We start from the raw sequence: 25810 nt of genomic DNA on the forward strand, positions 1-25810 counted from the left end.
TTGCTAACAGCTTTAATCAGGGCGTCGCCGCAAACTTTGCGCCCAGCGATGTCAAATGCGCCGGTGTAAACCAGTTTTTACTTTGCACTATAACCTTAGTGCCAATCACAGCTATGACCTATGCTGGCCGCGCCAGTTCCGCTTGCAACAGCTGTAAGATGTCGGCACTGCGTCTGAGCAAACGTAACTGGCTGAACAATTGTTCGGCTTGCGGATACTGTAGCCGCAGATAACTGAACCACTGTTTAATCCGGTTGGAATAATACAGACCTTTATCACCCGCGATTTCAAACTCAGAATAGCGCATCAGTAATAAAAGCACCTCAGGCCAGGACAGGGCACTGCCACCTTGTTTGATCCGGGCAGCTAAATTGGGTTGCGCCAGTGCGCCCCGACCCAGCATCAGATCAATACTGCCGGATTGCTCCCGACATAATACGGCATCTGCCGGTTGCCAGATCTCGCCATTCGCGACCACAGGGATGTCAATTTCTGCGCGGATGCGGGCAATCCAGGGCCAATACGCAGGCGGCCGATAGCCATCGGTTTTGGTTCTGGCATGGACGGTCAACTCAGTGGCCCCTGCCGCAGCCAGCGCTCTGGCATTATCCAGCGTCAGACTGGTGTCTTCATAACCCAACCGCATTTTGGCGGTCACCGGGAATTGCGCTGGCACAGCTGCCCGCACCGCTTGCACTATGCGATAGAGTTGTTCGGTTTCCCGTAGCAACACAGCGCCGCCTTTGCTTTTATTGACGGCTTTAGCCGGACAGCCAAAATTCAGGTCAATGCCGGGCGAGCCCAGCTCAACAGCCCGGGCCGCATTTTCGGCCAGCCAGTTGGGTTCCTGCCCCAACAACTGGACCCGCACCGGAGTACCGGCCCGGGTTTGTCCACCCTGCAATAATTCCGGGCACAACCGGGTAAAAACCCGTTTTGGTAACAGTTGATCGACCACCCGGACAAACTCCGTGATGCACAGATCAAAACCACCAATCTCTGTTAACATTTCACGCATCAGATGGTCGACCACACCTTCCATCGGAGCCAGAATAATCCGCATTTGTCCTGCCCTCTTCAAACGGCCGCCAGTGTAATGACTCTGCGCTTGAAAAGCCATGACAGCCTCGACTTGAGTTTTCACTGCAGCCACTGCACTATAAGGCCACTTGTCCGGCAAGCAGCCAGAAGATAGTACGATGGAACGATGGTGTTATTTGTTATTGTGGTGCGCCAGCAGCCTGGCTGTCGCCGATCCTATTTGTCCTGAACCACTGCGGGTGCATTTGGATTTGCATGCCCCTTCGGCCTACCTCGGTGCGCAGGGTGAACTGCAGGGCATGGACACCGAACAAGTGAAGTTGATCCTGCAACAGGCGGGTTGCAGCTGGCGTTTTTCCACCACGCCGATGACAGGAGCGCGCATCCTGAAAAGCCTGCAGCAAGGCGATATTGATGTGATGATCCGGGCCACAGTCACTCTCGAACGCCAACAATATGCCTGGTTTTCAATTCCTTACCGGCAAGAACTGGTGGCTTTATTTAGCCGGCGCCAGCAACTGCTGCCTGTCCCTTTCAGTTATGCCGCCGCCCTGCGCCAACGTTTGACCATGATTGGCCCGGCCAGTGGCCAGTATGATGCTGAATTTGAACGCTACCGGCCATTATTTAAAGCGCAAAACCTATATACGCCTTATCCGGATGCCTTTGTCGGCACAGAGTTATTATTTGCCACGCCGGGACGGGGTGACTTGTTACTGGCCGATGCCGATATTTTTTACCATCAACTAGGCACGGCCAGACTGGAACAAATCCAACTGGTGGCTGGCAGCCTGGCCATCACCCCAGCTCATTTGATGTTCAGCCAGAAAACCGTGTCGGCCAGTACAGTGACTGCCATCAACCGTGCTATCCAGATCCTGCGCCGCGACGGCCGGCTGGCCAGCATTGAACAGTCGTACCGGCCACCCCAGTTACAAGCGCTATTGGCTGCTCAGGCTGCTCAATAGCAGGCTGGGACAGACTGGCTGGGACAGACTGGCTGGGACAGACTAGCTGGGACAGACTACTTATTTTTGTGGTTTGGGTTTAAACTAACGGCTATCTGACAAAAGCGGAAAGTCCCATGAGTTCTATCAAAGCGTTAAAGAAAAAAATCAGTAAAAGAGCCAAACAAAAAAAGAATATTCAGGTAAAAAACTCGATTCGACTGAAGCAGGCCAAACTGGCTGATTTGAATACCCCAGCAGACACCACAGTGAGCACTGACATCGCAGCTGACACAGCCGTAGCCAGCACGGCACCAGAGCAGCAGTAACCTGAACCCAGCGCCTAGGCTCAGCCCTTGAGGCCCAGCCCCTGAGGCCCAGCCCCTGAGGCCCAGCCCCTGAGGCCCAGCCCCTGAGCTCAGCGCTGCGTTGTCAGCCTGAGCCGGACCGATACCATCGCATGATCACTGCTGTAACCATCGAGCGCAAAATCGGGTTGGCGCAAATGCTGATCCTGCACTTCAACAGCCATTACTTCAGCCAGTGCGTGCGACTGGGTACAGTCAAATTCTTCTGACAGTAAAATATAATCCAGCACCGAACCGCGGGCACCGTAATAATGACTGGCTGGCCGCTGCTGCGGTGCTGCCAGCCACAACTGCCAGCTATCTTGTAAACGAAAACGTCCTCGCTTCAACTGTTGCGGCTGCTGTAACAACTGCAGCACAGGCGCACTCAGTTCATCATTCAGATCCCCCAGCAGCAACACTGGATAGCCATCCCGTTGCCGTTGTTGCAGGATGGCTTCCAGCAGCAGCGCAGTTTCATGACCACGCTGTACTGTCGCGACCCAAGCTGGCAGATGCTGACCTGTCATGACTGTCGCCGCCGGCAGTTCCACCGCACGGCGCGATTTCAGATGGACGACATAACACTGGCAAGGACCCAGACCAGGCAATTGCACCAAGGCCCGCAGTGGCGACCGGCTGAATTGAAAATCTGCCAGGCCTAGTTCGGCAGCAACTGCGGGAACCTCCACCGCAGCCACCTCTAATAACGGATAACGGCTGGCTAATGCCACCACAGGCCGGCGGAAAAAATGCTGCTCCACCAGCTCAGGTGTTCCCACACTGACCACGTAGTCAAAACCTGCGCTGCGCAGTAACTGGCTGAGCTCCGCCAGACTGAACACTTCCTGCAACGCCAGAATATCGGGTTGGACTTGCTTTAACAGCCGGCGTAGCCAGCTGGTTTTTTGCCGCCACTGTGCTTGACTGTAGATATTGTCAAACTCATAACTGGCAAAAGGCGGAGCGGTAAAATTCTGCAAATTCAACGTACTGAAGGTCAGTACCTTCGTCATCACTGCTCCTTGTGCACAGGCGGCTGGACCCGCCCGGCCAGTTCAGAGCGCAGCAACTGCAATTCTTGCCGGATAGCCGTTAATTCGAGGTGTAACTGTTGCTGTCCGGCCTGCTCTGCCAGCTTGTCCTGCTGCCGCTCCAGCGCCTGCTCTTCTTCACTGAAGGTTTGCATGGTATTGACGATGATGGCAATAAACAGGTTCAGCATGGTGAAAGTCGCCACTAAAATAAAGGGCACAAAAAATAACCAGGCATAGGGGAATTGCTCCATCACCGGTCTGGAAATGCCCATCGACCAGCTTTCCAGCGTCATCACCTGGAATAAGGTATAAAAAGACGCCCCGATCGAGCCAAACCATTCCGGAAAGGCCGCGCTGAACAACTTAGTGGCAATCACGGCAAAAACGTAATAAATCAGCAGCAGCACCATGGCGATGGAGGCTAAGCCCGGTAACGAGCCCAACAGTGCTGACACCACCCGTTTCATCGATGGCACCATCGACAATACCCGTAATACCCGCAATACCCGTAACGAGCGCAACACCGCCAACGGTCCGGAAGCAGGGATCAGCGCAATCGCCACCACGGCAAAATCAAACAAACTCCATGGATCTTTAAAAAATGCCAGCCGGTGCACAAAAATACGTAACAACAATTCCAGCACAAAGATGGCCAACATGATTTTATCCAGCATTAACAGCAAGGGCCCATACTGCGCCATCAAAGTCGCCGATGTTTCCATACCGAGAATCACTGCATTGAGCAGAATCAATGTCAGAATAAAACGATTAAACCAGGATTGGTCAATCAGCCGGTGCAGCGCAGCACGCAGGCCGGTAGGTACAGTCGAAGTCATCATTACAAGCTCCTGTTAAGCAAATTGCCGCGATTGTAACGACAGTCGGATCTATTGCCCAGCGCTGTTTCGTGCTGCGGCTGAATTTGCCAGCCTGCACCCTCTTTATGCTATAACCAGTACTGTATGTTCTTTTGAAAGGGTGACAGCAACCCCATGCGTCTGTTATTACCACTGTTGGTATGCATATTGACTGGCTGGCTGTTTGTGGTTAGCTGGCCACAGCCTCAGTCCATCCACCCGCAACCTGGTGCCGATGCAGTTGCGGCGAGCGACCATTGCCAGTGGCCGCTCGCCTGGCGGCTGGGAGAACTGGACCCGGCGTTTCAGCTATCCCGCCAGGAAGCGCTGTTTTACATTGAACAGGCCAGTCAGCGCTGGCAACAGGCCACCGGCAAAACCTTGTTTGTGCAGGATCAACAGCAGGGTTTTGTCATTGATTTTCGCTTTGATGCCCGTCAGCAGCGGTTGTTGCAACAGCAACTGTTACAACGCAATCTACAAAGATACGATCAGGCCATTACGCCGAGCTTACAGCAATTACCGGCCAGAGCTGCGCTATTACAACAGCAAATTGACGAATTTAACCAACAGCAACAGCAGTTGCAACAGCAGCTCGAACAATGGCAGCCACAACAAGCTGATGCCGCCGCGCGCCGCCAACAGTTGTTGCAACAACAGCAGCAATTGGCACAACAAGCCGACTGGCTGGCACAACAACGACTGCAATTACTGCGGGATCAGGACTATTTAAATGAAACCATCCGGCAACGGAATGAACTGCTGCCCAGCGACCGGCATCAGCAAGCCGACAGCTTTGAAGTAGGCCGTTTTGAAGTAGGCAGCATGGCCAAGCATGGCCAGCAACGTCAGATGACCATCTTTGCTTTTGCTTCACCACAACAGTTAGTCAGCACCCTGGTGCATGAATTCGGCCATGCCATCGGCATCGGCCATACCGCAGATCCAGCGTCAATGATGTATCCCAGCCAACAGCCAGAACAGCAACAGTTAACAGCCACTGATCTGGCGGCATTGGCAGCCGTTTGCGGCAAGTTTTAGTGAGCGGGTCTGCGTACAGACTGCGCAGTGATTAAGGCCAACAGGCGGTCCAGATTGAGTCTGGTATAAGGCATGCTACGCACTGGCTTACCTTGCCGGCTGATACTGATATCCTGCTCAGAAAAATGTAGTGTGGCATTGGCCGTGATGATCTGGTGGCCTTCAACGCGGAAATGACAATGAGCAAGCTGCAGAAATTGGACAATTCGTTGACGCGCTTGATTCATCATGGGTTTTACACCTCTTGTGAATAGAGGCACTGATATCAGATCAGCACCGGGTTCAGAGTTAGCGCGTTTCACCTTCACAACCAACCACCAGAACAGGCACAGCTAACCGGCACCCCCTTTGGCCAGAAATTATGCCTTCTCCCCTTTGGCGATCAGCCAGTCGCAGGCTGTTCCGGTGAAATCGCACTGGGTCAGACCCGTCACAGCCACTGAAGTTCCGCCAATCTGGTCTGACCTTTACTCAGGCTGAACAACGGATGGCAACCAGGTGCCAGCAACGAGCAAGACCGCATTACGCACGTAGACCAGCGGCCGAGGCCATTTGTTGCAGATATTGTCGATGATCCGGGAAGTTCAGCGCACAACGGCGGATAAACTGCTGGAGCATCGCCACATCATGTTTCAGTGCTTCACTGTTACCCGGCTTTAACTGGCCGGCATCCGGGTAAATCCCGTAGCCTGCTAACAAACAATGCCAGGACATCGAGGGGTAATAGTGGTCAATCTGCTGCCGCGCCAGCTCATCACTCAGATTCTGGCCACTGAGCCAGGTTTGCAGGATCTGGTACAAAGATAGCGGAATGCGCTGATTGTTGGCGTTGGCCCGCCAATATTCGGTATCCTGCCGTGAATTCAGCCGGTAATGACCGACAATATAACTGCGGATCGCTTCAAATCGCAGGTTAATACTGGTGTTAAACTCAGCAGCTCTGACATTACTGAATTGCCCCGCCTGATAATGCTCAATAAAAGCCTGCACTGTTTCTTGTACCAGATGTAACGCGGTCGCTTCCAGCGGTTCAATAAAACCCTGCGACAAACCAACAGCCACACAATTTTTCTGCCAGTGACTGGCTAACCGGCCGACCTTCATCTGCAAATGGCGACACTGCACGTCCGCATCCAGCAATCCCAGGCTTTGCCGAAACTCAGTTTCTGCCTGATCAGCACTACAAAATGCTGACGAATAAACATAACCATTGCCATTGCGCTGCGTCAGCGGAATAGTCCAGCGCCAGCCGTGTTGCATGGCAGTGGAAATGGTCTGACAGTCGAGCGCCTGTTGCCCCGGCGTTTGCACCACTACAGCCGCATCATTAAATAAGTTTTCAGCATAGGACAGCAGCGGTACTTGTAATTGTTGCTGGATCAATAAACCACGGAAACCACTGCAATCAATAAACAGATCCGCACTGATACGCTGACCGTCAGCAGTCACCACAGCAGCAATATCACCGGCTGGCGTCAGCTCAGTCGCAGCTATAGTGCCTTGCAAATGTTTGACCCCGAGCTTGCGGGCATGTCCAGCCAGATACTGACCTAACAAAGATGAGTCAAAGTGATAACCATAATTGATTTCAAAAGGAAAACTTTCACCAGCTATCGGTGCCAACTGCTGTCGCGCCAGATAAGTGGCTAAAAAAAATGGATCCGGATGGCCCTCAACTGCAATTCCCTGGCGCCGGACATAGCTGTTATAAAAAAACGCCGGTGCCGTGTAATCATCCGGCTGCGCGGCAAAAGGGTGAAAATACGACTGAAAACCTGGTTTGCTGCTCCAGCCGTTAAAACGGATACCGGTTTTGTAAGTGGCATTACAAGCTGGCATCCAGTCGGCTTCGGCGATACCAAGAAAATCCAGCAAGCCTTTTAATTGCGGCGTTGAGCCTTCGCCAACCCCGATAATACCAATCTCTGGCGATTCAATTAAACTAATGCGGATGGGCTGATCCTGCCAGCTTTTGGCCATCAGATTGGCCGCAATCCAGCCCGCGGTCCCACCACCTACGATCAAAATATGTTTTTGTTGCATCTGCGCCTGCGACTCCTGTAAAAAGCCTGCGACTATGCTGCAGCCTGCAGCATGGCCTATAAACAAAAAAGCCCGCAGTCAATCCGGCGGGCTTTTCATCAAACGAACAAACAGGGCGTTATCAGAAACTGAAATTCACGCCAACATACATCTGACGGCCGAACTCTGAGTATTCACCATTCAGCATCTGATTGCCATAGTGACCGATATTGGCTTCATCCGTCAGGTTGTTGACCTGAGCGACGCCGACCAGACCGTTTTCAAAGTCGTACGAGACCTGCCAGTCCACCACGATATATTCATCCGCCCATTGGAAGGATGTACCGCCTGGCGTAGCACCAGCGTAGACATATTCATCACGGTAACGGGTATTGATATGGGTACTGAATGGACCATATTCCCAGAATAAAGTCGCACTCCAGACGTTTTTCGACAGACCCGGCAAGGGTAACTGCACTGAACCAAAGTTGGCACCGCCATCGACTGAAGTTTCACTTTCAGTGTAAGAATAACTGGCGTTCAGACCTAAGGTAGACAGGATACCCGGCAACTCACTGAATACAGTGGTGTATGCCAGCTCGGCCCCCCGGATATAACCACCTTTATCATTGTTACGCACTGTCTGGTATTGTCCTTCGACGGTGCCGGCTGGTGCCGTCAGGCCAATTTCAGACCAGGCGATATCACCTTCATTAAAGGTGACACTCTCAATCAGTGATTCAATATCTTTCCAGAATAATGCTGCGGTGAAGGCACCATTTTTACCCATATAACGCTCATAGGATAAGTCCAGTTGCGTCGCGCGGAACGGGTCCAGATTCGGGTTACCTTTTGACCAGACGTTATATCTTTTGCTGACACCATCATTGGCAGTGTCAATCCAGGAACCTGCACCACCACGCAGTTGATACACAGGCGGCCGGCCAATCACTTTGGAGGCAGCGAAACGCAGCTGTTCTTCTTCGTTGATGGCAAAGTTCAGGTTCAGTGACGGTAAAACATCTGTATATTCAGGTCCATATTTGATGTTTTTGTAGTCGGTACGCGCGACACCATTGTCATCAACAATAGTGTCCCCTTCACCTTCACGCACTTGCTGAATACCAATTGACTTGGTATCGGTCCGGACATAACGAACCCCAACGTTACCGGTCAGCTTGTGATCAAACAGTTCAGTATCCAGGTTCGCCATCAGATAAGCGGCATTAACTTTTTCTTCGACGCTGCCGCTTTCAATCAAGGTCCAGTTATGATCCCAGGTTTGCTGTGCATCAAACTTACCAGCGCCAAACACGGACTCAGCCACGCCGAGCAGGTCCAGATCAAGATAATTCAGCCCCTTGTTGTTTTTGACTGAAACAAAATTACCCAATTCGCCAGGCATACAAGCATGGCCATATTTGTTAAATTCGCAGTCTTCGTTGGTGACAACTTTACCATCCGGTAAACGATAGCCGTTTTGACCTTCACGGCGACCCCAGCGGAAAGTGCCGCGTTTGTCAGTAAAAGTACGATCGGATAAGCGGACACCTGTTTCCAACGATGATACGACATCACCTTCAAGTTCATATTTGAAATCAACTTTGGCGCTGTCGATTTTGTCAGAATACTGGTGTGGGAACTGTTCCCAAATACCCAAACGCATGGCGTTCAGATCGGTCAAATCAGTATTGATTTTGATGTCAGGGAAACCACCCGCCTGATTCATATAACTGAAGCCTTGGCCTGGTTTTTCGTTCCAGGTTTGCACGACTGTACCGTCTGTTAAAGTGCGGGTACCGTATTGGTAAGCATGCATAGATGCAATGCGGTCTAACCGGGTTTTATTACCTTCACTGCGGGCGATATCGGCATTCAGCGTCCAGCGTTCCTGTTTCCACTGTAAACCCAGGCCGGCACTTTCGGTGTCAGATTCAGTCGACTGATCTTCAGTCCGCATTTCCAGCCAAGGGCCAGTTAAGCCAGTCAGTTCAACAGTACCACCCGTGACATAACCATCCTGCACCGTCGGATTGCTGATCTTGTAAGTGTTGGCATCGCGGTTCATCCCTTCAATATTGATACCATTCTTTTTGTCTTCTGAATCAAAATCAGATTTGAAATAATCAAATTTAGCGCTGAAATTATCATTTGGCTGATACACCAGCGCGCCTAACAAGCCAAGGCGGGTATCACTGCCTTTGGAAAAGCGGGTTTGAAAACCATCAGTGATTTTTTCAGTTTTGCCATCGCCATTGACATCACGGGCGGCGGCGTAAGCCCGGGTCGACACCTGATAAGAACTGTTGGGCTGCTCCAGGTGGGCCGCGCCTAACGCCAGACCCAAAGTGTCATCCATAAATTTGCCCTGATAAGCAAAAGACACCCGCTCACCATTTGGATCCGCATCTACATCTGACGCTGCATCGTTATGCGAGAAGCGGACACTGCCGGAGAAGTTATGCTGGTCTTTTGCTTCCAGTGGATTGGCGGTGCGCATTTCGACGGTACCAGCCACACCACCTTCCACTAACGAAGCTTTAGGTGACTTGTACAAAGCGGCCTGATTAATCAGCTCAGACGGATACTGGTCAAAGGCAATCCAGCGGGTACCGGCAGTATAACCACTGGTACTGGCTTGCTCGCGGCCATTTAACGTCGTTTGGATAAAGTCACCGTTCATCCCGCGGATGTTCAGTTGCGATGATTGACCGCTATCACGCACTGTGGTCACGCCAGGTAAACGACCTAAAGCGTCGGCAATAGAGACATCTGGCAGCGAACCTAAATCGCCGGCATCCACTACTTCACTGACGGTATCATTAAAACGTTTCTCATCCAGTGAGCCTAATAAACTACGGCGGATCCCTTTGATTTCGATGACTTCAATGTCTTCTTTCACTTGTGTGTTGCTGTCGGCAGTTTGCTGATCAGCATAACTGTATGCACTGAAGCCTGCCGTCGCGAGCGCGATGGTCAGTAAATTTAGTTGATAGTGTTTCATTGCCCTTCATCCCCGGTGTGCTGTTTCTGGTTGTATGTTGTTCTCTTCACACCCGATCAGCATGAAGCACGACAACCCGCTATTTCTAAGTCTATTACCCGGCTGACACAACATGAATACGTATTCATATCCATGCATTTGTGCAACTCTGGTGCGAAAGCGAAGTTCTGTGCACAACAACAGCGCAGCAATCTGGCTTGCTATCCACAGATGCTGCACAAAAACGCGCTTTTTGGCCCGAGATATTCTTAGTTCATCGCGTAAATCCAACTAGTTCTCATTGCGCCAAAATGACGCAGCCCAGCGAAAATCAGCATCGCTTCTGTCAAAAGTAGCCGACATTTGGCACTTGTGGTAACGGGAAAGCGATTTTTTAGTGAATAAAAAATGAATTTTTATTCGTATTGCTTGAGGCATTATGAAACGCGATCACAAGATGATTGATTTGACTGGTTTTATGCTGAAAAAAACAACGGCGCTATCAAGCAGTTGCCCGATAGCGCCATTGTTCAATCAGAGAGCGGTTGAGAGCTGCTGACTTGTTACCAGATTTTCACTCGCTCAGCATCTGGCCGGTACATACCATCACCCGGTTTAACGTCATAAGCCTGATAAAACTCCGGCATATTCGACAACACCCCCAGCACTCGATACATGCCTGGAGAATGTGGCCCGGTGATCACTTGCTGCCGCAAGGCTTCATCACGGAACTTGGTCCGCCAGACCTGCGACCAGCCGATAAAGAAGCGCTTTTCACCGGTAAAACCGTCAATCACAGGCGCTGGCTGGCCTTGCAGTGAATTCTGATAAGCACGATAAGCCACGGTTAAACCACCAAGATCAGCAATGTTTTCGCCTAACCCCAGTGCGCCCTGTAACCGCAGATCATCAATCGGATTAAAGGCGCTGTATTGATCGATCATCAACTGAGCCCGGGTTTTAAACTGCTCGGCATCCGCCGGCGTCCACCAATCCCGTAAATTACCATGACCGTCGGAATGGCGGCCCTGATCATCAAAACCATGGGTAATTTCATGCCCAATCACACCACCGATAGCACCGTAGTTGACGGCATCATCGGCATCTACATTAAAAAATGGCGGTTGTAAAATGGCGGCCGGGAACACAATTTCATTCATGGTCGAACTATAATAAGCATTCACAGTTTGAGGGGTCATACCCCACTCCGCCCGATCCACCGGCTTACCTAACCGGCCAATCATCCGCTGGTATTCGCAGGCATTACTGCGCTGCATATTACCAAACAGATCATCTGCACTGATGGTCAGGCAGTTATAATCACGCCAGACGTCCGGATAACCAATTTTGGCATTAAACTTTTTCAGTTTTTCTTGCGCTTGCACCTTAGTTTCAGCGCTCATCCAGACCAGATCATTAATCGACTGTTCAAAAGCGACCCGCAGATTCTTGATCAGTTGATCCATCCGCTCTTTGGCTTCAGGTTTGAAGTATTTTTCCACATACAACTTACCCACCATAAAGCCCAGATTATCGTTGATGGCCGTCACCGCCCGTTCTTCACGCGGTTTTTGTTCCTGCAGACCACTGAGCACCCGACCATAAAAATCAAAGCTGGCTTGTTCAAAGCCACTGCTTAACAGGCTGGCATTGCTGCGGATCAAATGAAACTTCAGGTAAGTTTGCCAATCCGCCAGCGCGACTTCTTGCTGGATCTTGGCGAAAGCGGTGAAGTAACCAGGTTGACGCACCACCAGCTCGGTGGCACCTGCCAGACCGGCATTGCTTAGCAGGGCGGCCCAATCAAAACCAGGGGCCAGCTCAGTCAGCTGTGACACTGTCATTTTATTGTAGGTGGCAGTGCGATCCCGGTTTTGTACCCGGCTCCACTGCGCTGCGGCTAATTTGCTTTCGATAGCAAACACCACTTCGGCCGCTTTGGTGCCATCCGGCCACCCCGCCAATTCCCAGTATTTGGCAATCATCCACTGGTATTGCTTTTTGATTTGCTCAGATTTTTCGTCTGTTTTCAGATAATAATCCCGATCTGGCAAACCGAGGCCTGCCTGGCTGGCACCGGTAATATACTGATCGGAATTTTTCTGATCCTGGCTAACATAGAGTGACACCGGCGTACCATAACGTGACTGTTGTAATTGGCCCCACAATGCAGCCAGTTGCGCCGAATTTTTCAGCGCATCAATAGCCGCCAGATCACTGGCCAGGGGTGCAATGCCTAAGGCTTCAATTTTGGCGGTATCCAGATAAGAGCGGTACAAATCACCGATTTTCTGCGTATCAGAACCAGCTTCAGCCGTTTTGGCAGCTGCCGCTTTAATCAGCGTCAGCACATGTTGATCAGCGCTATCGCGTAATTCATTAAAACTACCCCAGCTAGACTTATCGGCTGGAATTTCAGTTTTTGCCAGCCAGTTGCCGTTCACATAACGGAAGAAATCTTGTTGTGGTTTGACCTGGGTATCCAGATTGGTCAGTTCGATACCGGATTTTAACGTCGCAGTGACGGCCACTTCAGCAACGGGTTTGGCCTGATTTGCTACAGGTTCAGGCGCTTTGCCGCAAGCGACAAGTCCCAGCGCCAGACTGACACTCAGCGCTAAAATTGTTTTATTCATCATCGGCGTAGATCCTCGAAACAGCGATTAGTTTGATTGATGCCGAGTGTAGTGATTCAGGTCTGAAAGTCCAGTAGCGGTACGTTTGAACGCAGAGTTCTGCGATAAAAGGCGATAATGAGCAGAATTCAGGGCATAACTACTGCGAAAGTAAGGCCAGTATCAGCACACTGGCCCATCCCTTCAAACCTGATAAGCGGAAGTCTGTGTCCGTAGCTGTGCAGCCAGTTCGGCCAGTGAGCTGCTGGTGCTGGCGCTGTGTTGGGCACTGCGTACCATGTCGGCAATACTCTGACTGAATTCGCTGATGTTTTTATTGATGTCCTCAGCGACCACGGTTTGTTGCTCAGTGGCAGCAGAGATTTGTACATTCATATCGACAATAGTCCCCACCGAACTGCGAATTTCTGCCAGCACAGCACCAGCCTGGCGAGCATGTTCCACACTGCTGTTGGCATGTTGCTGCGACACTGTCATCACGCTGACAGCTTCTTTGGCAGCACCTTGTAAAGTCTCTATCATTTTACGAATCGATTCAGTCGCTTGCTGTGTATTGGTTGCCAGCGTCCGCACTTCATCCGCCACCACGGCAAAACCTCGCCCGGCTTCGCCAGCTCGGGCCGCTTCAATCGCCGCATTGAGTGCCAGCAGATTGGTTTGGGCGGCGATATTCTGGATCACGGCCAGCACCTGACTGATTTTATCGGTTTCACCGTGCAGTTGCTGGATCACCTGACTGGCGGCATTGATGGAGCCGGATAATTCATCAATAGCAGCAATATTTTGCGTGACTTTGGTATAACCATTTTGAGTTTTGCTATCCGCATCCCCAGCCTGATCCGAAGTTAACTGGGCGCTGGATGCCACTTCCTGAATCGCGGCCGACATCTGATTAATGGCAGTGGCAATTGAATTGACCTGCTGTTCCTGACTGAAACTGGTGGTACTGACCTGCTGGCTGAGATTGTTCATCTGGCCGGACGCATTGGCCAATAGCTGCACTGCTTGTTTAAGCTCTGCAAAAAACTGTTGCACCCGACTGATGGTCTGATTAAAGGAATCGGCAGCCTCGGCAATTTCATCTTTACCAGTCACCTGCACCCGTAACCGTAAATCTGAATTTTGTCCAACCGCATTAATGGTCTGCCGCAATGCAGCCAGAGGTCGCTGTATTGAGCGATAAATCGCCACGGCAATACTAATGAGCAACACAATAAAAATCCCCACCACCAAACCAAACAACCACATCATCTGCTGAAAATTCTGCGCTGCATCTCTGGTAAACACATCGGCTTCGCTCAGTTGCAACTGGATCAGCTTATCCAGCGCCTGACTGAGTGGATCCGCCAATTGGTAAAGCTGCTGATTAAAGCTTTCTGCACTGGCCTGCGTCAGTTGCTGTTGCTGGATGTCCTGCCGGTACAACGCTATCTGTTGCTGCCATTTGCCAATCAATAAATCAGCGGCCTGCATCAGTTGTTGTTCCTCGGCTGTCAAACGGGTGCCCTGATAAGCACGCCAGGCCGTCGCGGCCTGGCTGCTCGCCTGATCAAGCTGGCTACTGGCCTGGGATACATCCAATAAACCGGCACGGTGTTTGTGTAAGGTATCCACAATAGTGACTGCATAAGCATCAGACACTATTTTAATTTGTTGCAGCGGTTTTACTCTGTCCTGGTACAGGCTGTCGACCCCTTGCGATAACTGCTTCATATCGTAAAGCGACACCAGACTCATCAGGATCAGGATTAGTAATGGAATTGCAGCCAAGCCTATTAACCTGTTTTTGACAGTAAATTGATTCAACATTTGATTACCTCTAAAAACCTCTATGCAACAATGCGTTGGCTAAAAGTGCACAACAAACATAAGCCTAGCCCAGTTGGCTGGATTTGCTGCATTCTTTGCTGTTTCTGGCGGGTTGATTGCCTTTTGCTTTTAAATTCTGGATGATAGTGGCAGATTTTTCATTTAGCCCAAGGGATCCGCTATGTCTGAGACACTGCTTGCTTCAATTGCCGGTTTGCCGGAGTTTTTAAGTTTCTTTTTTCTTGCCATCTTGTTGTTAGTGCTGTTTGCCCGCATTTACAGTTGGTTGACACCGCATGATGAAGTGGCGTTGATTAAGGCAAATAATCCGGCAGCAGCCGTTGCTTTTGGCGGCGCTTTGATTGGTTTCGCCCTGCCACTCTCCAGTGCCATCACCCACTCCATTTCGTTGGCAGACTGCGCCATTTGGGGGGCAATTGCGCTGGTGATCCAGAGTCTGACTTTTGTGGTGGTAAGATTGATCGTGCGGCGTTTACCAGAGCGTATTAACAACGGTGAAATTGCCGCCGGTATTTTCTCGGCTTGTTGTTCGGTCGCCGCGGGCCTGATTAACTCAGCCAGCATGACTTTTTAAGGAGCACGGTATGTCTGACAGCCTGAAACAGAAAACTTTTAAACGCAGTAAAAAAGCGGCGCTGATGCTGATGGTACCAACGGCAACCTTGTTATTGGCCGGTTGTGGCAGTGAAGAGCCAGTGCAAACCGCGGTCTACCAGAATGCCGAAGAATGTGCGGCTTTTTATAATCCGCCGGAAGAATGTAAAGCTGAATTTGCCAAAGCTCAGCAGTTACACAGTCAGGTCGCGCCTAAATATCAGGATAAAACCGCCTGTGAGGCTGACTTTGGCGTTGGGAACTGTGAAACGCCGGCCACAGCAGATCCAACGGCGCAGGCACCGCAACAACAAGCCAGCTCCAGCTTTTTTATGCCGATGATGATGGGCTTTTTAGCCGGTCAGATGATGGGGAAAATGGGCGCTGGCGCAGCACAAAAACCGGTGCCAACCCAACCTTTGTATAAATCCAAAGATGATATGGGCACTTTCCGCACCGCCAGCAATACGCCGGTCGCGCGTCAGTCCGGTCCTGCCACTGTGATGCCGTCACAAATGCAACCTAAGCCCGGCATGATGGCACAACGCGGTGGTTTTGGTGCCCAGGCGCAACAGCGCCAGTCGATGAGCAGTGGTGGTTAAGCCGCAATGAAAAAAATCGCGATAGAACAAAGACCGGGCTGGCGTGATTACGCCGAGAGTGTCGGTTTTGATTTTCATACCTTTGACGGTGAACCTTATTGGGACGAAAGTGCCTATTACCAATTCAGCCTGCAGCAAATAGAGCAGGATCTGGAAGCGCCCACCGAAGAATTGCACCAGATGGCGCTGTCGCTGATCCCGGATATTCTGGCTGATGAGCAAAAATTGATTGCGCTGGATGTACCGCGGCAATACTGGGACTGGCTGGCCGAGTCATGGCGCAGTCAGCAGCCGCATTTATATGGCCGACTCGATTTAGCCTATAACGGCACTGGGCCAGCAAAATTGCTGGAACTGAACTATGACACCCCCACTTCATTGTTTGAAACCGGTTTTTTCCAATGGGTCTGGCTGGAAGATCAACAAATGCGCGGCCGGTTGCCAGCGGGCGCCGATCAGTTTAATTCGCTGCAAGATCAACTGGAACAGCGTTTTGCCAGCATGCCGTTACAGCAACCCTGCTACTTTGCCAGTGTCGATGGCAATATCGAAGACAAAGGTACCGTTAATTATCTGCTGGATATTGCCAGTCAGGCTGGTGTCGCGGGTCGGTATCTGGCAATGGAGCAATTAGGGGTCATTGATGGTCAGTTTGTTGATCAGGACAATTATCCCATCCAGGCCTTGTTCAAGCTCTACCCCTGGGAATTTATGCTGCGGGAAGATTTTGGCGCTCATTTGCTGACCAGCCGCACGCAGTGGCTGGAACCGGCCTGGAAGATGCTGCTGTCCAATAAAGGTATTTTACCGCTGTTATGGCAAAAGTTTGCCAACCATCCCAATTTGCTGCCGGCATTTTTTGAAGATGCCAACAACCAGCCACTGAGCGCAGGCTGGGTGCGTAAACCGCTGTATTCGCGCGAAGGCGCCAATATTGAACTGGTCGATCATCAGGGTCAGCGTTTGCAGGTCGATGGACCTTATAACGACACCGCTTTTATCCGCCAGGCTTTTACGCCGTTACCCAAGTTTGATCAAAGTTACACCTTGATTGGTTCCTGGGTGGTTGGTGATAGTGCTGCCGGTATCGGTATTCGGGAAGATAACAGTTTAATTACCAAAGATAGTTCCAGATTTTTGCCACACATCATCCTGGACTAAGTAGCGCTGAAAAAAATTGCTGGACCTGTGACAGTTTTTTTACTGTATGAGGTCCAGCATTGTTGATAAAGTAACCAGATAAAACCCCTGTCAAATCACTTCTCTGCCGTTATATCAGTAAACATTCAAAAAAATATCACACGAATATCATCAAAATAACATCAAATCGGTTTTGACAACGCTGTCATTTGTTCCATGTTAGTGCAACCACCTTTGCGCTGAAACAATGGACTGTTTGTGGTCGGTGGTGGAAAAACAATCAAAAACAATAACCACCAGCAGGACAAAAAAGTGATGAATCAAAGCAAATCCCCATTCCGGGCCAACTCTTGGCTTTTGGCCGCCGGATTACTCAGTATCAGCCAGCTTGCTATGGCTGCACCACCAGCCCCAGCCAAGCCAACACTGGCCTGGCAGGAAACCAACCTGACGCTGACCAATGGCAGCGTCAATGTGCCGCTCAACTGGAATATGTGGTGGGGCACCAACGGTAACCAGTGGCAAATCAGTCAGAATGGCGTGGTAGTGCATACGGCAGCTCTGACCGCCAACGGCCAGAATGCCCAGAGCGGCAGCAAAGCTCTGACGCTGACCACGGCCGGCAGTTACGACTATATCGTCAGCCTGTGTAACGTGGTCGGTACTGAGCGCACTTGTACCAACAGCGATAAACGCACCATCAAAGTCAGCGGCGGCGGCGATCCGGGCACACCAGGCGGTTTTGATCCCTGGACGGATCTTAATTTCGCCGGCTGGCCTAAAGCATTGAATCAACAGAATAAACCTTATCAGAATACCAGCAACAAAATGGTTGGTGCCTATTTTGTCGAATGGGGTATCTATGGTCGTAACTACCATGCTTATGATATCCCAGCGAAAAATCTGACCCACATTTTCTATGGTTTTATTCCGGTCTGCGGCCCAAACGCTTCTTTGCAACGGGATAATCCACAGGGTTACAGCGCCCTGGTTAGTCAGTGCCGCGGCAAACCAGATTACACAGTGGTGGTACATGACAAATTTGCCGCGCTGGAAAAAGGCTATGCCAATGACAAGTGGGATCAACCGGTCCGCGGTTTGTTTGCCGAGATGTACCGGCTGAAAAAAACCAATCCGCATATCAAAATTTTGCCTTCAGTCGGCGGCTGGACCTTGTCTGATCCGTTGTATGCTATCGGCACTAATCCGACCCATAGGGCCACTTTTGTCGCCTCAATGGTCAATTTCATTAAAACCTACGATTTCTTCGACGGTATTGATATCGACTGGGAATTTCCGGGCGGTGGCGGTGCCAATGAGGCTCTGGGTTCTGCCCAGGATGGTGCCGGTTTTGTGCTGCTGATGCGTGACTTGCGACTGGCACTGAATGCGCTCAGCCAGCAAACCGGTCGCACTTACCAGTTGACCGCAGCGATGAGCGGCGGTGTACCAAAACTGAGCCAGGTCGACTGGGAAAGTGCACATCAGTACATGGATTACATCAATCTGATGACCTATGACTACTACGGCGCCTGGAACGGTACCCTGGGTCACATGGCAGGCTTACACCCAAATACCAACTCACCACTGCCAGGCTTCAGTGCCGAAGAAGCCGTTACGCATCTGCTGAACCGCCAGGTGCCGGCTGGCAAAATCACCATCGGTGCTGCCATGTACGGCCGTGGCTGGAAAAACGTCAATAACGTCAGCGGCAACAACCCGTTCAGCGGAACTGGTGGTGAAGGGATCACGGGCAGTTGGGAAAAAGGCATCGAAGACTATAAGAAAATTGAAAGCACTATGATGGGTGGCGTCAATGGCACTGGCAGCAACGGCTTTATCGTCGGCTACGACGAACAAGCTCAGGCCGCTTATGTCTGGAATCCGACCAGTAAAACTCTGGTTAGCTTCGATACCCAGCGCTCAGTGCGCGCTAAAGGCCAGTTTATCCGACAACACAACCTGGGCGGAATCTTTGCCTGGGAGTTGGATGGCGACAACGGGCAGATCCTCAATGCCATGCATGAAGGTCTGGGGCATCCTCAGCAGTAACAGCTGAGGGTTCAACCGGCCGCAGCGCATGCTGCTGCAGAAATCAGCTCCGATAGCTATGTGCTGCCGGGGCTGACTGTGACAGGCGCTGCAATTCTGTAGTCGCGGAATACATTCCGCTCTTCTGGCAGCAACAACGATGAAAACTTTACTCTATTCAGCTTTGCAACTGGCGATAACAGGCACTGCCCTCCCCGCCGTTGCCGCAGCGACTCAGGTCAATCCCTGGCAAGCCAGCCAGGTTTATCAGGGTGGCCAGCTCAGCCATTTTGAACAAAAAATTTACCGGGCCAAATGGTGGACCCAGCACACCAGTCCTACCGCCAGCAACAGCCCCTGGGCGCAGGTCGGTCCTTGTGATAGCAGTTGCACTGGTGGCAATAATGGCGGTACACCGCCACCGGCCACTGGCCCGCAACCCTTGCCGGGCGGTGGCTACAGCATGACGCTGACAGAGTTACAGGCCACGGAACAAAGCCTGACCAACAGCCCGCTGTTCAGCCTGACCCGCGCCAATATCGCGACTCGCGCCAATGCCGAAGTGGAAGCTATTGTACCGGGCCGCAGCGCCAATCCGGAAAACGTCCGCCGGGTCGAACGGCTGCTGCCAGCCAGCCAATGGCAGCAGCATTTTGCCGCCAGTAACCTGGCTTACAGCTATGGCAAATTTCTGCAAGCCGTCGGCAAATTCTCCGGCTTCTGCCGTGACTTTACCGATGGTCGTCAGCCAGATGAGATTTGCCGAAAAGCACTGGCCACCATGTTTGCCCATTTTACTCAGGAAACGGGTGCTCACGACCCTTACTCCAGCTTCGAACAGTGGCGGCAGGGGCTGTATTTTGTCCGTGAAGCCGGTTGCAGCGACAACGACAGCAGTTGCGGTTACAACAGTGAGTGCGCCAGCAGCAACTGGCAGACCGAAATCTGGCCCTGCGGCAAAGATGCCAGTGGTAAATTCCGCAAATATTATGGTCGCGGTGCCAAACAGCTGAGTTATCACTACAACTACGGGCCTTTCAGTCAGGCGATGTACGGTGACGCCAAAGTGCTGCTGAACAATCCCGAACTGGTGGCAGATACCTGGCTGAACCTGGCCTCAGCAGTGTTTTTTATGATGTACCCGGCCTCACCCAAACCCAGTATGTGGTCGGTACTGGATGGCAGTTGGGTGCCCAATAGCGCTGACCAAAGCCGTGGCATCAGTCCGGGTTTTGGTGCCACAACCAACATCATCAATGGCGGGATCGAATGCGGCCATGGTTATGAAAAACCACAGAGCCAGAACCGCATCAGTTATTACCGTGACCATGCCGCCGCGCTTGGCGTGCCGGTGCCAGCCACTGAACAGCTGGGTTGCGCCAATCAGCAATCTTTTAATACCAGCGGCGCGGGAGCCCTGAATATCTACTGGGATCAGGACTGGGGTTATTACCCGGACCGGCCAGAAGGGAAAAGCTTTGCCTGCAAACTGGTTGGCTATCAGACGGCTTACAGCGCCTTACAGAGCGGTGATTATCAGCGCTGCCTGCAGCGTTATTTTAACGTCTCGCTGGTGCCTTAACAGGTTCGGATAAAGCAGAAACAGAAGCAACGATATTTTCGCAACTAAAACCATAACCAGAGAACATACTATGCAACAGATCCATAAAATCTACCTGCTGGGGCTTTGTAGTCTCAGTAGTTTCAGCAGTCTGGCGATAGACTGTAGCAATTTACCAACCTGGGACAGCAGCAAAGCATACAGCAGCAATCAACAGGTGCAATTAAATCAGCAAGCTTACAAAGCTAACTGGTGGAATCAGAACCGTAGCCCGGCGCAATATGCCAACCCCTACCAGGAATGGAGCAAACTGGGCGCCTGTGACGGTGTGCTGCCAAATCAGCCACCCCAGGCCAGTATCACAGCCCCCACCGCCAATGCAGAATTTGCCGCCGGCACTGCAATCGCTTTTGCCGCCAACGCCAGTGACGCCGATGGCAGTGTCAGCAAAGTAGAGTTTTACTTAAATGGCAGCCTGCACAGTAGCGACAGCAGCGCGCCTTACCAGGCGAACTGGACGGCGGTTGCTGGCAACCAGCAGCTGTATATCATTGCTTATGATGATAAAAATGCCACAACCCAAACGCCGGCTGTCAGCTTTAAAGTCAATGCTGTCAGCAACAACCAGCCACCGGTGGTGAATATCAGTGCCCCCGCCAACGGCAGTCAGTACCGGGTCGGTGAAACCGTGTTATTCAGCGCTACCGCCACCGACAGCGATGGCAGCATTGCCAAAGTCCAATTTTTGCTGGATGGCACTTTGCTCAGCGAAAAAACTGCAGCGCCCTTTAGCACCAGCTGGACCGCCAGCGCCGGTGCCCATCAGTTGATCGTCAAAGCCATTGACAATCAAGGGGCCAGCAGCGAAAGCCGCGTCAGCTTCAGTGCCCAGAGTGATCAGACCGGCCACGATGCCTGCCGGCCGGACGGTTTATATCAGACTGCCGGGCTGAACGTGCCTTATTGCACTATTTATGATGCCAATGGCCGGGAAAAAATGGGGGCGGATCATCCGCGTCGCATCATCGGTTATTTCACCAGTTGGCGTCATGGCAAAAATGGCAATCCGGCGTACCTGGTCAATCAAATTCCATGGCAGAAAATCAGCCATATCAATTACGCTTTTGCCCATGTCGATGCCAGCAATAAAGTGTCGATTGGCAACCCGGCCGATGTGGGAAACTCTGCGACCGGCATGGAATGGCCAAATGTAGCAGGGGCGGAGATGGATCCGGCGTTTAGCTACAAAGGTCATTTTAACCTGCTGAATAAATATAAAAAGCAGCACCCGCATGTCAAAACACTGATCTCGATTGGTGGCTGGGCCGAAACCGGTGGTTTCTTTAACGCCAACGGCGATCGGGTGGCCAGTGGTGGTTTTTACAGCATGACCACCAACAGCGACAATAGCGTCAACGTGCAGGGTATCAATACCTTTGCCGATTCAGTGGTCACTTTCCTGCGCACTTATGGCTTTGATGGGGCTGATATCGACTACGAATATCCGGCCAGCATGAAAGATTCCGGCAATCCGGATGATTTTGCGATTTCCAATCCACGCCGTGCCGGTTTAATGGCATCTTATCAGGTGTTGATGAAAACGCTGCGGGAAAAACTGGATGCCGCGTCGGTGGCCGATGGCAAACATTATCTGCTGACCATCGCATCCCCTTCATCCGGCTATCTGCTACGCGGCATGGAAGCCTTCCCGGTCACGCAGTATCTGGATTACGTCAACATTATGAGTTACGACCTGCATGGCGCCTGGAACGATCATGTCGGGCCGAATGCCGCCTTGTTTGATGATGGTCAGGACAGTGAACTGATCGCCTGGAACTATTACAACAGTACGCAATATCAGCGCATTGGTTATCTGAATACCGACTGGGCTTACCATTATTTCCGCGGCGCAATGCAGGCAGGCCGGATCAATATTGGCGTGCCTTATTACAGCCGTGGCTGGCAGAATGTTCAGGGCGGCAGCGCCGGTCTGTGGGGCAAAGCAGCCCAGGCTGATCAGACCAAATGTCCGCCGGGCACCGGTGGCTCACCGCAAAACCGTTGTGGCGCCGGTGCCGTTGGCATCGATAACCTGTGGCATGACCTTGGCAGAAACGGCGAAGAAGTGCCGGCTGGTTCCAACCCGCTGTGGCATACCCGCAACCTGCAGGCCGGTAAACTCGGCAGTTATCTCAATGCCTATGGCTTAGATCCAGTGAATGATCCGCTGGATAAGCTGACCGGGGTGTACCAGTTTAACTACAACAGTACGCTGGTGGCGTCCTGGTTGTGGAACAACACGAAAAAAGTGTTCCTGTCGATTGAAGACGAAGAAAGTATCCAGCAAAAAGCCAACTATATTGCCAGCCGCAATATCGGCGGCGTGATGTTCTGGGAACTGGCCGGTGATTACAGCTACGACAGCAGTAAAGGCGAGTACTTTATGGGCGACGATCTGACCAGTATTTTCTACAACACCTTTAAAGCTGCCGCACCTTATGGTCAGCTGCGGGATCCAAAACCACTGCCTGCCACCAGCTTAGATCTGCAATACCAACTCAGTGGTTTTAAACTGGGCGATGCCAACTATCCGATCAATCCAACCCTGACACTGACCAATAAATCCGGCCAGACCATCCCGGGGGGTGCCAAAATCAGCTTTGATGTACCAACGGCCACTGGCGATAACGTCACCGATCAAAGCGGTTATGGTGCGAAAGTGGTGACAAGCGGCAGTAATACGGGCGGTAACAATATCGGTGGGCTGCAACAAGATTTCCACCGGGTTGAACTGACCATTCCGGGCCACAGCCCGCTGGCTGCCAATGCTTCGGTGGCACTGACGCTGAACTATTTCCTGCCGATCCCGACACCGTCAAACTGGCGCGTCACTGTCGGCGCTCAGAGTTTTGCACTGAAACAGGATTATCCGCAATTGCCGGCCGGAACTATCAGTGGCGGTGATACCGGCGGTCCTGGGGCCTGTACCGGCGTGCCCGGCACAGTACCGGCTTATCCAAACTGGCCACGTGGCAGCCATGCCGCTGCCGGTGACCATATGAGTTATCAGGGCAAAATTTATCGAGCCAAATGGTGGACCACCTCAATACCGGGGTCTGACAGCAGCTGGCAGTTTGTCTGTAATCAGCCTGCCTGATCCGCCATCTTCTCCCGGCAGCAATGCTGCCGGTTCTTTTACACGGAGCTATTGATGAACAAATTACTTTGCTTGCTCACGGCCAGCCTACTGCTGCAGTGCATCAGCCAGCAGGCAACCGCCCATGGTTATGTCGAATATCCCAAAGCCAGACAACAAATTTGTAAAGATGATGGCGGCTACTGGTGGCCAGCGGATGGCTCTGGCATTGCCAATCTGGCCTGCCGGGCTGCCTATCAGCAATCCGGTGGTTATGCCCTGACCCAACATCATGAATATTCAACCAATGTTGCTGACTATCGCAATATGACAGCCGTCAAAGCGGGCATCAAAGACGGCCTGCTCTGTGCGGGTGGCGATCAGCGTAAAGCCGGTATGGACACCATCTCGCCACACTGGCAAAGCACCCAGCTTGATTTGGCAACGACGCCAACACTGCGGTTGAAGTTTCGCGCCACCACGCCGCATAACCCCAGCTTCTGGCAGATTTACCTGTCCAAGCCTGGTTTTGACGCCGGCACAACGGCACTGAGCTGGGATCAACTGACCTTGATCCATCAGCAAAATGATGTGCCGGCACAGGCCGGTTATTATGAACTGGACGTGCCATTACCGACCAACCGCAGTGGTAAAGCTGTGCTCTATACCCGCTGGCAGCGGGTCGATGTGGTTGGTGAGGGCTTTTATAACTGTTCCGACTTAACCTTTGTTAACGGCGACAGTACGCCAGGTCAGTGGTTTGACAAAGGCGCTTATCTGACCGCAGGTCAGCTTGGCAAAGCGGGTGAAACGGCATTGTTACGGGTGTTTGATGCACAAGGCCAGGAACTGCTACAACACAGCCTGCAACTGAAAGCCGACCAGATTGCCAATCAGGCCTGGGCGCTGGAACTGGCGCGACAAGTAAATGGCTTATACAGCCAGCAACTGCAAATTGGCGTGCTTAGCAATGGCAGTATCAATTTACAACCAATTGCCAGCCAGAATAAGTTTTATCTGGCACAAACGGGCTGGTACGTGAATCTGGATTTAAAACCAGCCACTGGTGGCCCCGGTTGTGGTGGGGTGGATCCAGCGAAAATCTTTGCCTGGCCGAATTGGCCACGTAAAGACAGCGCCGGTAACCCCAGCCATGCTCAGACCGGTGATTATTTGTCGGATCAAGGCAAAGTCTATCAGGCGAAATGGTGGACCCAAAGTCGACCAGGCAGCGACAGCAGCTGGCAACTGATCTGCAGTTTAGCGCAATAAGCCAGACTGGCAGGCAGCCAAAGTTGCCTGCCAGTCTGCGCCTGCCACGATCAGCGCTTGCGTCCGCTCACCAGCAATAACAAGGCGCCAACAGCAACGGCACCAATACCCGCCCAGATTGGCACATTAATAGTATGTGTTTCTGCCACAGACAACTCGACACTCCCCAATTTGACAGCAGTGTTGTCTTCGGTATAACTGAAACCACCATAGGCCAGTGCAAAAGTACCAGCAGCCAGCAGCAAAAACGCGATTATTCTCATTAGATTCATCAGAATTTACCTATGCATAACCGCACTGCGATGACTGCGCCGATGACACAGCAAGAATGCGATGTCCAGTGAAACACAATGCCGCCGCCGAAGCCAGCACTCTGGTGAACTGAGGAGGGGGGAGCTGACAGCACATATGCAATAAAGCAGCATATTAATTCACAAATAAAGAATAACCCATCTGTTTCAAGCCATTGCATGAGATTGCGACAGCTCTTAGAGCCATCAACAGTTGCCTTGCAGTCTCTGCCGCAGTTATAGAATTTTTTTTGTTGGATATTTATCCACTTTTACTTTAAAGTACGCGCCATTCGCTATGCCAGACTGCTACGGATATTTCCGGCGCTGTACTGGTGATTTCACGATACTCAATTCATGCTGTTGTCATCGCAAAAGCGTATGACTTAACCAGCTCTCAGCCAATGCCTTGATCAAGTTAATAAGAAGGAACCAAACAGAGC

Annotated in this window: 19 protein-coding genes; 10 read left to right on the forward strand and 9 right to left on the reverse strand. The window is 51.7% G+C overall.

Annotation, left to right across the window (positions count from 1 at the left end):
• Positions 1 to 118: 118 nt before the first annotated feature.
• Positions 119 to 1063 (reverse strand): tRNA-dihydrouridine synthase, encoded by a 945-nt coding sequence (locus tag AC53GJ_RS20230; RefSeq protein ID WP_496730202.1) that lies wholly within the window; start codon positions 1061 to 1063, stop codon positions 119 to 121.
• A 136-nt stretch (positions 1064 to 1199) separates the two neighbouring features.
• Here AC53GJ_RS20230 and AC53GJ_RS20235 point away from each other — a divergent pair, with 136 nt between their 5' ends.
• Positions 1200 to 2009, forward strand: coding sequence for a substrate-binding periplasmic protein (locus tag AC53GJ_RS20235; protein ID WP_496730203.1), 810 nt, complete (start codon positions 1200 to 1202; stop codon positions 2007 to 2009).
• Positions 2010 to 2125: 116 nt separating this feature from the next.
• Positions 2126 to 2317: a hypothetical protein gene (locus AC53GJ_RS20240; RefSeq protein ID WP_496730204.1), complete on the forward strand. Its 192-nt coding sequence runs from the start codon at positions 2126 to 2128 to the stop codon at positions 2315 to 2317.
• Positions 2318 to 2406: 89 nt separating this feature from the next.
• Here AC53GJ_RS20240 and AC53GJ_RS20245 read toward each other — a convergent pair whose 3' ends face one another.
• Positions 2407 to 3351, reverse strand: coding sequence for an endonuclease/exonuclease/phosphatase family protein (locus AC53GJ_RS20245; RefSeq protein ID WP_496730205.1), 945 nt, complete (start codon positions 3349 to 3351; stop codon positions 2407 to 2409).
• Positions 3351 to 4211, reverse strand: a complete 861-nt coding sequence (locus tag AC53GJ_RS20250) for an ion transporter (protein WP_496730206.1) — start codon at positions 4209 to 4211, stop codon at positions 3351 to 3353. Before AC53GJ_RS20250 ends, AC53GJ_RS20245 begins: the two co-directional genes overlap by 1 nt.
• 153 nt (positions 4212 to 4364) lie before the next feature.
• Here AC53GJ_RS20250 and AC53GJ_RS20255 point away from each other — a divergent pair, with 153 nt between their 5' ends.
• Positions 4365 to 5270 carry a matrixin family metalloprotease gene (locus AC53GJ_RS20255; RefSeq protein ID WP_496730207.1) on the forward strand — a complete coding sequence of 302 codons (906 nt, stop codon included), beginning with the start codon at positions 4365 to 4367 and terminating at the stop codon, positions 5268 to 5270.
• On the opposite strand, the gene AC53GJ_RS20260 is transcribed toward AC53GJ_RS20255, so the two are convergent.
• The 5 genes from AC53GJ_RS20260 to AC53GJ_RS20280 form a co-directional block, all read right to left on the reverse strand.
• Positions 5267 to 5500: a hypothetical protein gene (locus AC53GJ_RS20260; protein ID WP_496730208.1), complete on the reverse strand. Its 234-nt coding sequence runs from the start codon at positions 5498 to 5500 to the stop codon at positions 5267 to 5269. The genes AC53GJ_RS20255 and AC53GJ_RS20260 overlap by 4 nt on opposite strands.
• Positions 5501 to 5792: 292 nt before the next feature.
• Positions 5793 to 7313: a tryptophan halogenase family protein gene (locus AC53GJ_RS20265; protein WP_496730209.1), complete on the reverse strand. Its 1521-nt coding sequence runs from the start codon at positions 7311 to 7313 to the stop codon at positions 5793 to 5795.
• Positions 7314 to 7434: 121 nt separating this feature from the next.
• The gene (locus AC53GJ_RS20270; protein ID WP_496730210.1) at positions 7435 to 10296 is read right to left on the reverse strand and encodes a TonB-dependent receptor; all 2862 of its coding nucleotides are present in this window, start codon (positions 10294 to 10296) and stop codon (positions 7435 to 7437) included.
• Between the two features lie 542 nt (positions 10297 to 10838).
• Entirely contained in the window at positions 10839 to 12914 is a 2076-nt protein-coding gene (locus tag AC53GJ_RS20275; RefSeq protein ID WP_496730211.1) for a M13 family metallopeptidase, read from the reverse strand.
• A 180-nt stretch (positions 12915 to 13094) separates the two neighbouring features.
• Positions 13095 to 14681, reverse strand: a complete 1587-nt coding sequence (locus AC53GJ_RS20280) for a methyl-accepting chemotaxis protein (protein ID WP_496730212.1) — start codon at positions 14679 to 14681, stop codon at positions 13095 to 13097.
• Positions 14682 to 14901: 220 nt separating this feature from the next.
• On the opposite strand from AC53GJ_RS20280, the gene AC53GJ_RS20285 reads away from it, so the two are divergent.
• From AC53GJ_RS20285 to AC53GJ_RS20315, 7 genes are all read left to right on the forward strand, one after another.
• The gene (locus AC53GJ_RS20285) at positions 14902 to 15315 is read left to right on the forward strand and encodes a DUF350 domain-containing protein (protein WP_496730213.1); all 414 of its coding nucleotides are present in this window, start codon (positions 14902 to 14904) and stop codon (positions 15313 to 15315) included.
• 10 nt (positions 15316 to 15325) lie between these two features.
• Entirely contained in the window at positions 15326 to 15937 is a 612-nt protein-coding gene (locus tag AC53GJ_RS20290) for a DUF1190 domain-containing protein (RefSeq protein ID WP_496730214.1), read from the forward strand.
• Between the two features lie 6 nt (positions 15938 to 15943).
• Positions 15944 to 17098, forward strand: a complete 1155-nt coding sequence (locus tag AC53GJ_RS20295) for a glutathionylspermidine synthase family protein (RefSeq protein ID WP_496730215.1) — start codon at positions 15944 to 15946, stop codon at positions 17096 to 17098.
• A 294-nt stretch (positions 17099 to 17392) separates the two neighbouring features.
• Positions 17393 to 19129 (forward strand): glycosyl hydrolase family 18 protein, encoded by a 1737-nt coding sequence (locus tag AC53GJ_RS20300; RefSeq protein WP_496730216.1) that lies wholly within the window; start codon positions 17393 to 17395, stop codon positions 19127 to 19129.
• Between the two features lie 139 nt (positions 19130 to 19268).
• A complete protein-coding gene (locus AC53GJ_RS20305) occupies positions 19269 to 20690 on the forward strand; it encodes a glycoside hydrolase family 19 protein (protein WP_496730217.1) in 1422 nt (473 codons plus the stop codon).
• Positions 20691 to 20760: 70 nt separating this feature from the next.
• On the forward strand, positions 20761 to 23826 hold the full coding sequence (locus tag AC53GJ_RS20310; protein ID WP_496730218.1) for a glycosyl hydrolase family 18 protein: 3066 nt from the start codon (positions 20761 to 20763) through the stop codon (positions 23824 to 23826).
• Between the two features lie 54 nt (positions 23827 to 23880).
• A complete protein-coding gene (locus AC53GJ_RS20315; RefSeq protein ID WP_496730219.1) occupies positions 23881 to 25077 on the forward strand; it encodes a lytic polysaccharide monooxygenase in 1197 nt (398 codons plus the stop codon).
• A gap of 50 nt (positions 25078 to 25127) precedes the next feature.
• Here the strand turns inward: AC53GJ_RS20315 and AC53GJ_RS20320 are convergent, their stop codons facing one another.
• The gene (locus tag AC53GJ_RS20320; RefSeq protein WP_496730220.1) at positions 25128 to 25349 is read right to left on the reverse strand and encodes a hypothetical protein; all 222 of its coding nucleotides are present in this window, start codon (positions 25347 to 25349) and stop codon (positions 25128 to 25130) included.
• Positions 25350 to 25810: the final 461 nt, after the last annotated feature.

The organism is Rheinheimera sp. B2H12 (assembly GCF_059620065.1).

What these genes read in the sequence shown, in the direction of transcription:
- AC53GJ_RS20310 (WP_496730218.1), top strand. Translation starts at nt 20,761, where the DNA reads ATGCAACAGATCCATAAAATCTACCTGCTGGGGCTTTGTAGTCTCAGT.
- AC53GJ_RS20285 (WP_496730213.1), top strand. Translation starts at nt 14,902, where the DNA reads ATGTCTGAGACACTGCTTGCTTCAATTGCCGGTTTGCCGGAGTTTTTA.
- AC53GJ_RS20320 (WP_496730220.1), bottom strand. Translation starts at nt 25,349, where the DNA reads ATGAATCTAATGAGAATAATCGCGTTTTTGCTGCTGGCTGCTGGTACT.
- AC53GJ_RS20245 (WP_496730205.1), bottom strand. Translation starts at nt 3,351, where the DNA reads ATGACGAAGGTACTGACCTTCAGTACGTTGAATTTGCAGAATTTTACC.
- AC53GJ_RS20295 (WP_496730215.1), top strand. Translation starts at nt 15,944, where the DNA reads ATGAAAAAAATCGCGATAGAACAAAGACCGGGCTGGCGTGATTACGCC.
- AC53GJ_RS20275 (WP_496730211.1), bottom strand. Translation starts at nt 12,914, where the DNA reads ATGATGAATAAAACAATTTTAGCGCTGAGTGTCAGTCTGGCGCTGGGA.
- AC53GJ_RS20290 (WP_496730214.1), top strand. Translation starts at nt 15,326, where the DNA reads ATGTCTGACAGCCTGAAACAGAAAACTTTTAAACGCAGTAAAAAAGCG.
- AC53GJ_RS20255 (WP_496730207.1), top strand. Translation starts at nt 4,365, where the DNA reads ATGCGTCTGTTATTACCACTGTTGGTATGCATATTGACTGGCTGGCTG.
- AC53GJ_RS20270 (WP_496730210.1), bottom strand. Translation starts at nt 10,296, where the DNA reads ATGAAACACTATCAACTAAATTTACTGACCATCGCGCTCGCGACGGCA.
- AC53GJ_RS20235 (WP_496730203.1), top strand. Translation starts at nt 1,200, where the DNA reads ATGGAACGATGGTGTTATTTGTTATTGTGGTGCGCCAGCAGCCTGGCT.
- AC53GJ_RS20305 (WP_496730217.1), top strand. Translation starts at nt 19,269, where the DNA reads ATGAAAACTTTACTCTATTCAGCTTTGCAACTGGCGATAACAGGCACT.
- AC53GJ_RS20315 (WP_496730219.1), top strand. Translation starts at nt 23,881, where the DNA reads ATGAACAAATTACTTTGCTTGCTCACGGCCAGCCTACTGCTGCAGTGC.
- AC53GJ_RS20230 (WP_496730202.1), bottom strand. Translation starts at nt 1,063, where the DNA reads ATGCGGATTATTCTGGCTCCGATGGAAGGTGTGGTCGACCATCTGATG.
- AC53GJ_RS20300 (WP_496730216.1), top strand. Translation starts at nt 17,393, where the DNA reads ATGAATCAAAGCAAATCCCCATTCCGGGCCAACTCTTGGCTTTTGGCC.
- AC53GJ_RS20250 (WP_496730206.1), bottom strand. Translation starts at nt 4,211, where the DNA reads ATGATGACTTCGACTGTACCTACCGGCCTGCGTGCTGCGCTGCACCGG.
- AC53GJ_RS20240 (WP_496730204.1), top strand. Translation starts at nt 2,126, where the DNA reads ATGAGTTCTATCAAAGCGTTAAAGAAAAAAATCAGTAAAAGAGCCAAA.
- AC53GJ_RS20260 (WP_496730208.1), bottom strand. Translation starts at nt 5,500, where the DNA reads ATGATGAATCAAGCGCGTCAACGAATTGTCCAATTTCTGCAGCTTGCT.
- AC53GJ_RS20265 (WP_496730209.1), bottom strand. Translation starts at nt 7,313, where the DNA reads ATGCAACAAAAACATATTTTGATCGTAGGTGGTGGGACCGCGGGCTGG.